The 13664-nt window shown below is 44.8% G+C and carries 14 protein-coding genes and 1 pseudogene; 2 read left to right on the top strand and 13 right to left on the bottom strand.

What is annotated here, in order from left to right:
- Together F0249_RS03515 and F0249_RS03510 are read right to left on the bottom strand one after the other, a co-directional pair.
- Positions 1-179 (bottom strand): annotated as a pseudogene (locus F0249_RS03515) (IMP dehydrogenase); the annotation flags it as partial.
- A gap of 269 nt (positions 180-448) precedes the next feature.
- Complete coding sequence (locus tag F0249_RS03510; RefSeq protein ID WP_171755897.1) at positions 449-1120, bottom strand: Rha family transcriptional regulator; 672 nt, start codon at positions 1118-1120, stop codon at positions 449-451.
- A gap of 371 nt (positions 1121-1491) precedes the next feature.
- Between F0249_RS03510 and F0249_RS03505 the strand changes: the two genes are divergently transcribed.
- On the top strand, positions 1492-2688 hold the full coding sequence (locus F0249_RS03505; protein ID WP_171755896.1) for a hypothetical protein: 1197 nt from the start codon (positions 1492-1494) through the stop codon (positions 2686-2688).
- Between the two features lie 187 nt (positions 2689-2875).
- Positions 2876-3499, top strand: coding sequence for a hypothetical protein (locus F0249_RS03500; RefSeq protein ID WP_171755895.1), 624 nt, complete (start codon positions 2876-2878; stop codon positions 3497-3499).
- A gap of 28 nt (positions 3500-3527) precedes the next feature.
- Here F0249_RS03500 and F0249_RS03495 read toward each other — a convergent pair whose 3' ends face one another.
- Genes F0249_RS03495 through F0249_RS03445 form a run of 11 tightly spaced genes read right to left on the bottom strand, consistent with a single transcriptional unit; the run spans position 3528 to position 13505 of the window.
- Positions 3528-3725: a hypothetical protein gene (locus F0249_RS03495; RefSeq protein ID WP_171755894.1), complete on the bottom strand. Its 198-nt coding sequence runs from the start codon at positions 3723-3725 to the stop codon at positions 3528-3530.
- Complete coding sequence (locus F0249_RS03490) at positions 3725-5305, bottom strand: hypothetical protein (RefSeq protein ID WP_171755893.1); 1581 nt, start codon at positions 5303-5305, stop codon at positions 3725-3727. The genes F0249_RS03495 and F0249_RS03490 overlap by 1 nt, the downstream gene beginning before the upstream one ends.
- The gene (locus F0249_RS03485) at positions 5302-5850 is read right to left on the bottom strand and encodes a hypothetical protein (protein WP_171755892.1); all 549 of its coding nucleotides are present in this window, start codon (positions 5848-5850) and stop codon (positions 5302-5304) included. Before F0249_RS03485 ends, F0249_RS03490 begins: the two co-directional genes overlap by 4 nt.
- A complete protein-coding gene (locus F0249_RS03480; RefSeq protein ID WP_171755891.1) occupies positions 5847-6740 on the bottom strand; it encodes a hypothetical protein in 894 nt (297 codons plus the stop codon). The genes F0249_RS03485 and F0249_RS03480 overlap by 4 nt, the downstream gene beginning before the upstream one ends.
- Positions 6737-7123, bottom strand: coding sequence for a phage tail assembly chaperone (locus F0249_RS03475; protein ID WP_171755890.1), 387 nt, complete (start codon positions 7121-7123; stop codon positions 6737-6739). Before F0249_RS03475 ends, F0249_RS03480 begins: the two co-directional genes overlap by 4 nt.
- Positions 7116-7427, bottom strand: coding sequence for a hypothetical protein (locus F0249_RS03470; protein ID WP_171755889.1), 312 nt, complete (start codon positions 7425-7427; stop codon positions 7116-7118). The genes F0249_RS03475 and F0249_RS03470 overlap by 8 nt, the downstream gene beginning before the upstream one ends.
- Positions 7428-7437: 10 nt before the next feature.
- Complete coding sequence (locus F0249_RS03465; protein WP_171755888.1) at positions 7438-8637, bottom strand: phage tail protein; 1200 nt, start codon at positions 8635-8637, stop codon at positions 7438-7440.
- Positions 8638-8643: 6 nt separating this feature from the next.
- The gene (locus tag F0249_RS03460; RefSeq protein WP_171755887.1) at positions 8644-9312 is read right to left on the bottom strand and encodes a phage tail protein; all 669 of its coding nucleotides are present in this window, start codon (positions 9310-9312) and stop codon (positions 8644-8646) included.
- The gene (locus F0249_RS03455) at positions 9305-10489 is read right to left on the bottom strand and encodes a baseplate J/gp47 family protein (protein WP_171755886.1); all 1185 of its coding nucleotides are present in this window, start codon (positions 10487-10489) and stop codon (positions 9305-9307) included. The genes F0249_RS03460 and F0249_RS03455 overlap by 8 nt, the downstream gene beginning before the upstream one ends.
- The gene (locus tag F0249_RS03450) at positions 10486-10812 is read right to left on the bottom strand and encodes a DUF2590 family protein (protein ID WP_171755885.1); all 327 of its coding nucleotides are present in this window, start codon (positions 10810-10812) and stop codon (positions 10486-10488) included. Before F0249_RS03450 ends, F0249_RS03455 begins: the two co-directional genes overlap by 4 nt.
- Positions 10809-13505: a phage tail tape measure protein gene (locus F0249_RS03445; RefSeq protein ID WP_253825273.1), complete on the bottom strand. Its 2697-nt coding sequence runs from the start codon at positions 13503-13505 to the stop codon at positions 10809-10811. The genes F0249_RS03450 and F0249_RS03445 overlap by 4 nt, the downstream gene beginning before the upstream one ends.
- Positions 13506-13664 lie beyond the last annotated feature (159 nt).

Here is a 13664-nt window from a genome sequence, read left to right as displayed (position 1 = left end):
TTAAGCTTTGCTGCGCCTACGTATGTGCACGTTGAACGTACGCCACCAAGGATGTCAGAAATCGTATCATGAACAGAACCACGGAACGGAAGTAAAACAGTTTTCCCTTCTGCTGCTCTGTATTTTGCAACGCCGCCAGAGTGTTTCGCCATCGCACTTTCTGAAGACATGCCGTAGAACTACAAACGGCTAGAACAAATACCTATAAATTCAAATGCTTAACACTAAAAATCAATAACTTAAAATGACTACAAAACACGTTTTTCATCGCTAAATAACGATACTTCACGTTCCATGTAGCCATTTTTGTCGCCACTTTTGCGATGTATGTCTATTCACTAAAGGCTGTTGAGTATTTACACATCCCCTGCTTTCACTTTAAGGTATCCATACACAAATGCTTAGCCGTTTGGATAGGTCGAGTTCGGGGGGGACTCACCGCTCTTAATCAGTACGGACTATATGCTTGGTACTTTTCTAATACTAGCCTAATATTTTCCCATAGCTCTTCAATGTCTCGATACTCTAAGTAAAAACCGCTATCTATGAACTCAGCTCCACTTGATGAAAAGTGTGGTTCCGTTTTGCCTTTGCCTCCTATCCCTAATTCAAACTTTGCGCTGAACTTTCCACCAATTGGTCGAACCTGGAATTTGATGTGATATGTCCAATGTGTCTCTGAACGGCAGCGTTCGTAGTGTGCAGGTAACCAACCTGAATCATAGAAGTTTGGTAAACAGCTAGCAGGCAATTGGTATTGTGATGGTGGCAAGGTCGGCATTGTACTGCGAAGTTGGTTAGCCATTTGGTTGAATGCGTTAATGCAGGCTTCTTTAATGTGTGCAGCTTTAGTACCTGTAAAGCCCATAACCAAGAACATAAAGCCGTCTTTGGTCATTTCATATGCTTTACGAAGCTGCCCTTTTTTGTCTCGATAATCAACCAGCGCAAAATTGCGCCCGTTAAACTCATCTGAACATTCAAGGGATTCAAGCTTCTTTAAAACGTCTTTATGCTGTTTGTTAAACGCTTCTGAAACTTTAAGGGATGTAGTGCGAATTTTCTCGCCTTGGTTAAAGACAAGATCAGATACAGTCAGGGTAAGGGAAGTTGTAGGCATAATGGCCTCCGGAAGTAATTTCGTTAAATCACCACACAAAGGGACTAATCTTCGGGTGGTGAACTGAACAAGGTTAGTCCTACCGCACTTCCGCAACGGCCAGCCGAAGCTGCCTTGCCCAGCCCACCATAATGCTGATAGTACGTTTTGTAAGTAAAACGACCATGTTCAGGTGTGCCGAGGCCGCACATAAAAAAACCAGCAAAATGCTGGCACTTATGCGCCGGAAGTATAAAGCGGGGGACTAATCCCGACACTGGATTTTGCCAGTGCCGTTACAGGTTAACGATGTGGAAGATCGGTGTCAAACGTTTAATAGCGTTGCATATCATGTAGAATGTCGCTCTTTATTTTTCAACAGTTAAATCTTTATGAAGCTTTCAAATGTATTTCTTATCTTCTTTGCAGGGGTCGCTGGAGTTTTATTCGGTGGTCTTTTTTTAACTATCATTTTACCGAGGTTTTTCAGTGGAGAATTAGAAACTGGTGATATGGCCACTTGGGCTGCTGCATTTGGTACCATTTGTACGCTCGGCTTTCTGATTAATCAACATACTGAACTTCGAGAGAAACAACAAAACGAAAAAAAAGAGTTTGAGATAGAACGAGATAAGCGTGAAGAGCATGAACGTAAACAACAAGAGATGTGGGCGGAGCAAAAAGAAACACTCTCCTTTCAAAAGTTACAGATGCATAAACTAGAATTCAATAATATTTTGTTGGAACTAGAACGTACAAATAAATTTGAATTCATTAATAAAACAACACTTTACAGTAATATATTCCCAATTAACAATTTCAAAACATGTGAAACCATTATAAATTTAGATAGTGAGTATAGGCAAAATGAACTTCAAGATATTATTAATAAGTTTCATCTATTAACAAATTCGTTCAATTCATTCTATAACCCTAACACTACAGAAGATCAGGCCTACAACCACTTAAAATGTCTACTAGAACTCGCTTATGCTCTTCAAGTTAGATTCAAACCAGAGCCAAAAGTAGGTGATATCCTGTATGATCCACAGTTAGAAAGTCATACTATTAATATATTTGACCCTATTGCAACGGCCACTCAATGTGAAATGATTCTTATTAAGTTATGTGATTTTTCTGGAAACAGCTTAACATCAAGCCTCAAATACAAATATGGTAAAAACTTCACCGATGCCATTTTAAATCTTTCTTTTCATAAACCACAAAAAGAGGATATTTTCATCTCACAAGATGGGCTAACCATTACTTCTATGTTATACCAATGCTTGCAATATTTTAGCGAGTCCTCAGCCTCCCTCAATAACTCTTTTTATAAGACATTGCACGAATGTTTTTATAAACCTAACGAAATGCATTCACTTTTGAGTTCTAAAGCCAAGTTAATTGGATTAGTTTCCTCACTTCGTGAGTTTCTATTAAGTGATGGCAATCCACAAAAAAATACGAATAGGCAAGATACCGATAAATTAGTGACATTATTAAAGAAGTGGCTTGAATCTCAAAATAACAACAGTAGTAATTACTCTCCTCCAATGAGGGATTCCAAGCAGTATTCATGGTCTCTATGATTATTTTTAATAATCTTACTAGTTTTAACGACTGCCGATGAATGTCTCATATCGATGTTCATCGGCTTCTATCACCTCAAAAATCTTCTTCTACTCTAACTTTGAGTTTTTTCAGAATGATTTTTAGGCTAGAATAGTTAATGTATATTACTGGTGATATACATTTGCTTTCTAAGTCAGGAAACCTATGCCACGTAACTATAATGACCAAATGAAAATCGACCATGATTTCGGCTGGTTATACGATGAAAAGCTTAACAGAGAAAAATACCATGAGATTCTGAAATCAGACCCTCAGGATATTACTCAACAAGCTAAAATCATGTTCCCACCAACTTACCAATTGGTAAGAGTAGAACTTGAAGACGAAGGTTTTCAGGTTGCTGTGCTATGCGGTGCAACTGAAGAAGTCGTGTATTATATCAAGTGCCGAGTATGGGAAGACGTAGTTCTCGACGAAAAGCCTGTGACTCAAGTATTACTATGGCGTACTAACTTAGTTGAACACGTAGCAGCAACTCAAGGTATCGCTGCAAATATTTTCCGTAATTACTTACTCGATCAATACAATATTATTGCGAGTGACAGCTGCCAAACTCGTGAAGGTCGTGACTTCTGGGTTCGTCAACTAGGTTATGCCATTGCGTTCCAAGAGTATGTTTATCGATTCCACCGTGTCGACTGCTCACTAATAAGGCTAGAAGACCCACGAGCTATTGCTAGTAATGCATGTGACTTATGGGGTGATGACCAAGATTACGAAAATGTACTTGCAATCATATCGAAGAATGAAATCGTTCTAAAAAATTAAAAGAAACCAGAGCACATGCTCTGGTTTTTTATTGCACCTTGTAATTCCCTGCCGAACTACCACCAGTAACCGCCACCTGTGCATTCTGAGTGATCTCATCGACCACCGCATTGGCTATCGCTATCGCAAACTTACTCGCTTGGGCATGTTCACCTGTGATCACAATCCCTTGAGTTTGCAGTTCTGTTTCTATTTTGGTTTTAAGTGATGTTTTGCTTAATGCCATTACTTACCCGCCTTAACCGTTGATGATAAATCTGAGTGTGGTTTACCAGTGAACGCGCAAATACAATCGCCCTGCACCACGCCTTTGCCGCCGTTCATGGTGATAAGGTCTGCGGTATAACGCATGTTCTTGGCGCTCGCTTCAATGTCTTTCTCTACAGTAATAATTTGGTTACCCATCACTTTGAGTTTGTCATCGAGTCCAATCACAATATCTCTGAGCAACCCAATAATTTGAGTTTGATTACCGCCATTGATTAGATGCAGATTAGCCAGTGAGCCTAACGTGACATCGCCACCCGCCATCACTTCAAATGCGCCTAGTGTTTCAATGAGCTTTTGGCCACCAATGTTCTCTTTACTGTGCTGAGTGGTGCTGATCTCATGGCGACCGTAATCACCAATGAACTGCTCTACTCGTTCTACTTCTTTATAGGCTTCAATGGTTCGCTGTTGGTCAGTAGCCTGAGTATGATTTCCTGCCGCGTCAGTACGTTCAAACACTTCATATCGCTGTTGGGTCAACAGTTCTTCAGGCTCTAATGCTGGCAATGACCAATCATCGCCCAATATGGTTCGAATAAATGGGCGATCACTTCTGCCATACGCAAATGCAATTTCTACAATCGTCCCTTCTGTTGGAGTGGCGAACTGCCCTTGCTCTGCGCCCCCAATCAGGGTCGGCAATGGCACCGCTTTGTATAATGGGACGTCTTCGTCTCGTTGTCCGTTCTCATCGAGTAGTTGAACATCGACCGCGTATCGAGGCCGAAACGGATTATGCTCATGCCCGGCCTCGCTTTGGTCTGTTATCGCTTCCACTCTGGCAAGCCTTGGCAGGTGATGACCTGCAGCAAGCTCTGGGAATAGGTATTGTATTTTGCGCTTTTCAGGGCTGATGGCACTTTTCCAATAAAGGGTAATGTCAGTATTTTCAAAGTGAACCTCAGTAATGCGATGACCATTGATGATCGCACCAGGGCGAACAGAGGGAATGGCGCTAAGCTTCATGCATTGGCCGCCCATTTGCTCGCTGGTTAAATTGGCTGGAAAGTCCGTGGCACGAGTCGCCCATCGACTTTGGGCAAAACCGCCAACATAAATATTGCCGTCACTTTGTTGATACCAGCAAAAATCTTCAATTTGAAAAGCTCGGCCAAGGTTTTCAAGAAGCTGATAACCCGTGCCTTGGCTGGTGAAATTGGAAATGCGCGTAGTCATGTAGTCTTGTTCTGGCATCACGAAGTTTAAGCCGGTACTAAAGCTGAGATGTTCCAATACTTCTGAAGCGGTGGGATGCTGAATACTAACAGGCCAACGAGCCGCCAATAATCCTGAACGCTCACGGGCGATCACTTTGGTATAGGCGTTTTGCGCTGGCTGTACTTTGGCCGCGAATCCATCAAAGTAGGCTTTGTAATCGTCTTGGTAACCTATATCAAAGGTGATGAGTGAGCCTTTTGCCACATCACCTTGAATGACGAACGTTGCCCTGCCTCCTGCGTTTAACTCTAAAATCACGGTTTCAGAGGCTAGCTGGCGTTGTTCTCCATTAACGTTGATTCGTTTGTTTAATTTCATGCAAGTTGTGACTCTTTTTGAGCAAGTGCCGATTCAAAACTGGTTTGCTGAACTTGCGCCGTTTCATTGGTAATGGCCGCGTGCGCTTTTGGTGTTGCCACTGTCGTGTTTTCCGTAGCTTGCGTGGTAGCCTCTGCCGCTTTTGATTGCTCTTTTTGCTGCTTAGCTTCGGTAACAGAAAGGTATTCACGCAAACGAAACGAAACTTTCCAAGCCATGAGATTTTCTTGCTCGTCTGCGTTAATTTGACCAACGAAGCGAACCTGGCGAACCGTGAGCGTTTTAGCGGTTTCATTGCCGATACGATAAATTTTGCGCTTACCGTCTTGGGTAGCGCGAGAGAGCAACATCAATTGTTTCAGTACATCTTGGCGCTTAAATGGAATTAACCCCGATATGGCCAACACGATACCTTTATCACCTTGCTCACTGCCATCGGTTCCACTGGCTTGGCCTGTCATGTCTTCTTCACGAATTTCAACCGATGGGCTGATTCGTGTGGCGTTCATTTTAAGGACTTGTCCGTCTAGCGCGATTTGAGTCATGCAAAGAGTTCCGATAAAAAAGTGAGGGGCTGCGAGCTAATAAACAAACTGGCAAAGGTGTAGCTATTGGCACGGCTTGGGGGTTGCGATTGTTGTAATTTGGTCGCAATCACCTCTGGCGTTCCTGCCGCTTCAAACTTATGCAGAGTGATCCCACTTTGTTTGAGGTCGTTGATCGCCTTTGACCATTCGCTTAGTTTGGCATTTCGCTTATCGGCCAATGCTGCGAGTTTGGCAACAGGAGTTTGCCTGTCTGCGGCCAGTGATTCCAATTGAGCCATTTGAGCGCCTTGCCAGTGTTCCACCAAACGCAAAGGCTCTTGGTTTAAATGCGCAACGGGTTTAAAGCGTGGCTGAATAATGGTTTCAGGCTTGGTCATTTTGTCTGACTGTAAACTCTGCGCTTTACTTACTCTTCGGCTCACCATGCCAAGCTCTGAAATGTTCACCACGGCGTAAAGCGATTGGGTTGCATTAGCAAAGTTGGCTAAGTTCTTTTCGGCAATCATCCAACCCACAACGTGTAAATGTCCTTTCGGATGATGCTTATCAATGGTGTCGTTGAGCTTGCTTACCAGTACATTTACGGCATCATCAGGGCTTAAATGAGCACTGCTTTCAGTTTGAGTACCTACGTTATGTTGATATGGATGAACGCTAAGTATTTGGCCTTGCACTAACAATGCATCAAGTTCACTGCGCAGGTTAAGCAATGCCTCCGCATTTTCGCTCAGTGAGTGACGCGAAAACGCCACCTGACTTTGAAGTGATTGAAGGCGTCCCACCGCTTCACTGGTTTTGTCTGGTACTTGCATAAGCACGGATTCAGCAGTGGATTGAATACTTTCGGCTGAATTCGGCCACGTTAACGAGGTGGATTGCCAAGTCATAGAATAATATCTACTCCACTTGGCGTTAACGGTCGAGAGGGGCGTGTTCCATTCGGGAAGTCCGCTTCGCTTGGATAATCCCGCAGTAATTGCAAGTAAGCATTAATTTCCGGCAAGTATGGATGATCAATTTCTTGTTTTAGCTCGGCGCATACTTTAATTTCCGAGTCTCGCCATGCTCGCTCGACTTCTGCTAGTGTCGGCTCTAACGGAGACTCAGGAAGCCTAAACTCTCCATTCGTCAATAGACAGCCAATAACATCCGAAAAATCTATACTCGTTTCAATTAAATCAAATTCAATATAGCTCGCATCATTAATTTCACCGTGCGTTTCTAATGACGCAACGACCACATTATTATCTAAAACAATATATTTACGCATATTCAATCACCTCTGCATATATCGTTGCATTATGAATTTTCAGATACGCACCCGATGCATACGGAGACTGAGCAGAGTACGATATCGTTGTGCCATTTATCAGCCTCACAAAGTTAGTGACTTCAAGTGACCGTAAACTTGAAGAGTCACCATCCCCTGTCGCTACCACCAAACAGCTAACGATATTTATTGTAGTTTTATTGATATTAACCGGCGCAATGGTCAGGTTTCCAACGCCTGTCACCGCAATTCGTTGTAAGCTTTTAACGCCGCCACCACCAAGAAATTCACTTAATTCAGCCATGATTTACCTCCTATGCAACTTTAAAGTGGTTTGAGTTGTTTAATTTAATGAGTGTCACCGTCCCCATACCTGTAAAGGTATGCGTGCCTGTAAAGGTATGCGTGCCTGTAAAGGTATGCGTGCCTGCATGGCCACCATTAGGAATGTAAATAGTGCCATCAAGGTTCGTAATGGTGGCCACACCTGCGTTTAGGTCTGAATTATTAATAATAATTTCATCACCTGCCTGATAAGTAGAAGCATCAATCTTGATTGCACCATTACCGCTCCCATTTCGCTGAACAATCGTTTTCTGAGAAGTGCGGCTGAGCGTAATTGGTCCTGACACTTCGTGATAAGCGGTTTTTAAAGAGTACTTATCTTTCAAAGATACAGCCGCTTCCCTTAGTTCTGACGCATTTAACCACCCCGCCACGGTGGTATTTTTCATTAATGCAATAGATGAAATAGTTAAAGAGATCACTGTTGTTAACGCTTTAGCGATACCTTCAACAACACTGTCGCCTAATTCAATACTCATCGCCGCCACGTCATTATCAACAGAGGCCTCTATCCGAGCAGATGAGCCACTTTGTTGCGGTATGCCGCCTTTATGATTAAATGTGACGTTCGCATGTCCATAACCGTCATTATCCGTCAGCGTCGCTTTTGCTGCGTTAGATAGCTTGCCTGCAAGTAATGAGTCCATCCGTGATTTAAGGTAGTAATCATCATCATGATTGTGCCCATCTAGTCCCTTTTTAATTTCATCCTGGATGATATCCAACATGTCAAACTGCCAAGTTTCAGGGGCAATATGTACATTTAGAGCGTCCGCAGCATTAGCGAACCTAAGCACGATATTGCGTGTTAAGCTGTTGCCTATTTGTTGATCTTGATACTTCAATTTTCGCTGTAATGGCACATACACTACCGCAATCAACGTATTGTCATCTGTCGCAAGCCCAATCCAGTTAAAATCAAAATTACCCACATCACTCATAAGAATTTGTGAGTACACGACTTCATCAGAGTTTATTTTTGCGACTCGGGTAATAGGTTTGTCATACACAATTTGGTCTACAGTTGGCATCACTTCTTCGCCATTCACTGGTTGTGATGGATCGGAGTGTGGAACATTCGCTAAGATGAATCGAGTGATGTCACTTGGAGTATTGCCTGCCAAATTATCGGTAATATATCGCTTACCGCTACTTACTATTGCTGCCATAATTCCTCATTCCCAACAGGCTTGGAAAGTTTGTGATTGATGATTAAATTCTGTTGGCGTTCTGTTGAGAGAAACCCGATCATTAACGCTATAATCCACCGCCATCGAGGCGCGAAAGCATTGCCACTCACAGTTAAACTCAACAGCCGTGAGCCCAACGACAATCTGGTTACTCACTGCCAATTCATAGCGCCTGCACGTTCTTCCATAGTGTTGAACTAATTGCGAAAGTAACTGCAGATCATTTGTAACGGTATGCTCGGGTAACTCAATGGTGACCACATCCCAATCACATTGAGGTTGACGCTCTTTTTGTTCGAGGACTTCTAACCCCATACGAGCAAAAATGGCAGAAAACCCATTGTAATTGCCAGCATCTTGCGCATTGGCAAACGCGAACTTCACTCGCTTACGAAATAGGCCTAAAGGTTCGTCATCAAAACGGTCAATGTCTCGCTCCCATGCTAATAAATAAAGCATGTCTTCTGAGCACGTTTCAGGATCGCGCTGAGTCATTGGCAATAAAAGCCAATCACGCACTCGCTGCCAAAAAGTCATCACGCCATTCGCTAAGTAATGAGGCTCTTTAAGCTGCTCAGATCTAGTTTGTCCATCCATCCACCACGGCGTTGCATGTGGCGGAAGTTCTGGCGCTTGCTTGTTGTGATCAACCATATTGCACGCTCACACTGGTTAACCGTGGTATTTCAAGCTCATTAATAAAGTCCGAGTTATCAAATTCTAAGCTCAACAAATGGTCAATCAGTTCAGCGTGAATTTCCGTGGCCAATTGAGAGTAAGAAAACCGACTTTGAGGTTTTGTTCTCGTAACACTGGAATAAGATCCTGACTCTCGAAAAGCGGCTCGAACCATGTTTTCAACGTGAACAAGCAAAGCCGCTTTTTCTTCATCACTGATATTAGGCTTAGCCCAAATGGTAACGCTTACCTGTTTATCAACTTCAGGAAGCGCCATAACCAATACGTCATCGCCGTGACCGTGATTCCCTTCGCTCATCACGTAGGCATTAAGCTGCTCTAATAAATGGGTTGGCGTTTGTCCAATATCGAGTAGCACATAAGCGTTTGCCGTACCGGGGCCGCGAGGGGCATTATGTTCAAAGTAAATCTGGTCAGTCCGTATACCTGCAACACTGGCGAGCATTGAACGGTAAATCGCATCAATGTGATAACGACCTGCCGCACTAAATTGATTACGAACACGAAGCGCCAACTCGTCTTCCCCTTCTACATCCGCCCCGTAGGTGGTGATCCATTCCGCCTCATTTTGAACATGGGTAATGCCTGTCACTCCAAGAGGTAAAATTGAGTAATAACCCGCAGGTAAGTTATAACCCGCCCCTGCTATTTCGGCTTCACAGATGACTTTTCCAAAAGCTTGCCCTTCCACAATCAAGACCTCTTCTAGAGTCAGCATTCTGTAGGTCACACCCTCTATAGCCGCCGTTTCTATTAAGGTGCTTGCAGGAATAACGATTGGCGTTTGAGCGTCTTCTTTAAAGAACGTGATCATGCCACGCGTCTTGGTCGCAGCCTTGCGTTCTATGTCGACATCCCATGCTTTAAGCTCAAGGTAGATACCTGTCGCGGTGGCAGCAAACGTGTTTTTTAACACATGATCCGCCAGCAACGACTCAATCAACCATAACGTGGGGGCAATCACTATCGCTTTCACCAAACGCCAGAACGGAGACATTCGGCTGTCATTGGAGACCTTACTGCCTGCGGCCACGACTTCTTTTTCTAACTCGACAGCTATCGCCTCTTCCGTGGTTGGAATGCCCTCTTTAGCAATGAGTTTGGTAAAGTCTACGTCTGGTCGAATACTCACAATGTCACTCCGTAATCAATAGGGCCGTACTCTTCAGTTTCCGCAAATATCCAAATCTCTTCGCTGGTTTGCTGCGTCACATTCGCTGTGCCAGGGACAATGCGTTGGTCTTGTTCGACTAACATTTCAATACGGGTCAATACATCCGCTCGCAAGGTTCTATTTCGTTCCGCCTGCATTTCACGCAATAAGCCGCTTTCCATAATGGCGTGTTTAATATCTTGGGCGATGCTATTACGGTCATTGGTGTAAACGGGCTGCTGACCCGCATCGAAATCAATACCGCCATCGGTGACTAATAGGTCAATATATTGCTCGGTCATGGTGTCGCCATCTCCTGCCATTCGGCTAACTGGGAAGGGGTGAACGCCTTCTCTTGTTTGATCACAATGTCGCCCGTGTGCATGCTTTTACTGTTATCGGTGTAACCATTACTGCCTGCCTGAGTGATGTAGTTCGCCACCGATTGACCTTGCTCGGTTCCACCATTTAAGTAGTCCGATATGGGTTTGGTCATGCTTTCAGGGCGCGCTTGCATGTCGATAACATCAGGATCAATACTTGGCATATTGGCCGCGTAGTTAACTGAACCGTTCAACTGTGGCGCGGTTGCTGCTGCAAACTCAGCGTTGTACTGCGCTGCCGACTGATACGTAGGCACATTTTTCAACGCTTGTAACTGCGCTTTATATTCTATGGGGCTTGGTTGAGGCACTTCTGGCAGCACTGATTGCGGCAACTGAGCACGATAATGAATACTGCTGTCTAGTGACTCAACTTGAGACGGATACACCACGGAACTGGGTTGCCCTAACTCTGGTAATACCGGTTGCGCCATTTGAGGCTGAACCCCGTAGTGATAAGGCTGCGCAGCTTGTTGGTGATTACCTAGCGGATAGCCCGCTTTTTGCGCCATCACCTCTGGCATGATTGGCTGTTCAACCTCCGTGCCGATGTGAATGCCAGGAATAAGGTTCACTTTGTCGATGAGCCAATCAATACCATCACCGACCAATGCGAATGGACTCTTGAATACATCCAGCAATGAGGTGATGTATAAACTGATGCCGTCATACACCATACCAAAGCCACCAACCGCGCGTTGCCATATGGCGGAGAACTGTTCTGGAATAGTACCAAGCACGGCCATAGCAGCCGTTGGGCCATCTTTGAGCAAAGTGAAAAAGCTTTTTGCGACCGTCCACGCCGTTGTGAATGGTAAAATCAGCAATTGAACACCCGCCCCTAGAATATTCCACGCGCCTTGCCCGACTAATGCTATCCCTTGGAATACGCCCGACGCTCGGTCAAACATCCAACCCAATTGAGACGTTAAGTACTGAACAAACGGATTACCTAGAATGCTATCAACGGCGCTATCCCATACCCCTGCAATAAAATCAAAGCCCAGTCCAATTTGCTCGAACACCCACCAATCACCTAACGCGGCGGTCATGGCGTCCCAATTTGAGATGAGCGTATAAGCGGCAACACCTACCGCAGCAATTGCTGCAGGGATCCAGAAAATAGGGTTAGCCATCATCATGGCGGCACTTTTTAGTGCGGTAATACCAAACGCTTTCATCCCACCAGACGCGGCCATCAGCGCTTTATCGACCAAGAACGTCGACACCGCATACGCTTTGGAGGCCAGTGAAGCATTTTTAGAGTAAATGCCTTGTTTTAACATCGAATAGTTAAACGCCCACAATGACCATTTTGCTTTGGTGTAAGCACCATTCAGGCTAAGCACGCTGACTTTAGTGAACAGTAATGGCGCTTTTAAGCCGTTCATCGCTAGGCGGCTTGCACCCATCGTGAGGTTGTAGGCGCCCATCACGCCAGCACCACCTGCGATGGCAAGTGCAAGGTAACCGGCATAACTGGTTAAGGTTGGAAATTCTTGAGTGTAACCAAGCAGGGTCGTTAAGCCATCGGCCATGGCTCCTGCCACGCTATTGATAGCAGGAAGAATTAAGCCAAAAGCTCCTGCTCGTATCGCGTACCAACTTGATTCTAACCGTTCCCATTGGTCGGTCATCGCGCCTGCCATGTTTTTAGCAAAATCAAGATTAGCCGAACCACCAAGGTCTGCAATGTTTCCCTGCAAGGCGTTGGTTTTTCCAATGAGGTCAGTCACCACCATAATGGCTTCATCAGAGCCGAAGGCAGTTTTCAGTTGGGTGATTTCCGTTGAATCAAGATCCCCGAACTTACCCTTGATGCTTTCAAGGATGTTGTACATCGGGAGTAACTTGCCGTTGGTGTCGGTAAAGCTTAAGCCCAATTTATCCTGAGCTTTTACTGCGCCCGTTAAGAACGCCTTGTATTTGGTGCCGGCTTCCGAGCCAGACATAGAGCCCTGCAGCATCCCCAAAATGGCCATTTGGTTTTTCATTTCAATGCCGTGGGTTTTCGCAAGAGAGCCAATGCCTTTGAAAGCATCCGACATGCCTTGGCCCGTGGTTTTAAACTTCTCGACTGACTTGGCCGTCATGCCTGCAACGCGCTGCGCCCAATCACTTTTACCAATAGCGTCAGCTTTGTCTTGGAACACCGAATACATGGTGCCCATGTAGTTGGTGATGGTCGCTGTATCGGCTTTGGTGGCAGCTGCAAGAATGGCCGAGCTTTCGGTCACGCCCGCAAGGTCTGCGCCCGACATATCACCCATCGCGGATTTTATATCATAGGCCGCGCCCACCACTTCTGTTGCTGATTTTCCGTACTCAGCCGAAAAGCCAAGCGCGGTTTGTTGTAGGGTTTTAAGATCGGCGTCTATCACGCCAAGCGATTTGACTTCACCAAGAACTCGGTCCATTTCGATGGCTGGCATTAAAGCCTGCTTAATCGCAAAACCCGAACCGAGCATACTCGCGGCACCACCCGCCATTTGCTCCCATGACTGACGGCTCACATCCGCCGTTTGTGTCACGGTTTTCTGAATGCCCTTTAAAGGCTTGGTTGCAAAGTCTTGCAACCCGATTTGCATCATCAATTTATCAACGGAATTCATTAATGATCAATCTCCAGATGAAAAGAATTGTTTAATGCCTTTGGTTACAATTTGCGTTTGGTTTTTAGCAAGCCATAAGGCGCGAGCATAATTCTCAGTATTGTTGGGCTCATGGGGCAAGTAATGCGCTTTCAAGGCAAACACTTGCTCCCATACGTT

This window comes from Vibrio sp. 03-59-1 (genome assembly GCF_013114135.1).
GTDB classification, from domain to species: Bacteria; Pseudomonadota; Gammaproteobacteria; order Enterobacterales; family Vibrionaceae; genus Vibrio; species Vibrio cortegadensis.
The sequence above is the reverse complement of the archived record's forward strand: the minus strand, read 5'-3'. Positions and strand labels throughout refer to the sequence as shown.

Coding starts and splice junctions, on each gene's coding strand:
- F0249_RS03510 (WP_171755897.1), bottom strand. CDS start 1,120: ATGCCTACAACTTCCCTTACCCTGACTGTATCTGATCTTGTCTTTAAC.
- F0249_RS03505 (WP_171755896.1), top strand. CDS start 1,492: ATGAAGCTTTCAAATGTATTTCTTATCTTCTTTGCAGGGGTCGCTGGA.
- F0249_RS03500 (WP_171755895.1), top strand. CDS start 2,876: ATGCCACGTAACTATAATGACCAAATGAAAATCGACCATGATTTCGGC.
- F0249_RS03495 (WP_171755894.1), bottom strand. CDS start 3,725: ATGGCATTAAGCAAAACATCACTTAAAACCAAAATAGAAACAGAACTG.
- F0249_RS03490 (WP_171755893.1), bottom strand. CDS start 5,305: ATGAAATTAAACAAACGAATCAACGTTAATGGAGAACAACGCCAGCTA.
- F0249_RS03485 (WP_171755892.1), bottom strand. CDS start 5,850: ATGACTCAAATCGCGCTAGACGGACAAGTCCTTAAAATGAACGCCACA.
- F0249_RS03480 (WP_171755891.1), bottom strand. CDS start 6,740: ATGACTTGGCAATCCACCTCGTTAACGTGGCCGAATTCAGCCGAAAGT.
- F0249_RS03475 (WP_171755890.1), bottom strand. CDS start 7,123: ATGCGTAAATATATTGTTTTAGATAATAATGTGGTCGTTGCGTCATTA.
- F0249_RS03470 (WP_171755889.1), bottom strand. CDS start 7,427: ATGGCTGAATTAAGTGAATTTCTTGGTGGTGGCGGCGTTAAAAGCTTA.
- F0249_RS03465 (WP_171755888.1), bottom strand. CDS start 8,637: ATGGCAGCAATAGTAAGTAGCGGTAAGCGATATATTACCGATAATTTG.
- F0249_RS03460 (WP_171755887.1), bottom strand. CDS start 9,312: ATGGTTGATCACAACAAGCAAGCGCCAGAACTTCCGCCACATGCAACG.
- F0249_RS03450 (WP_171755885.1), bottom strand. CDS start 10,812: ATGACCGAGCAATATATTGACCTATTAGTCACCGATGGCGGTATTGAT.
- F0249_RS03445 (WP_253825273.1), bottom strand. CDS start 13,505: ATGAATTCCGTTGATAAATTGATGATGCAAATCGGGTTGCAAGACTTT.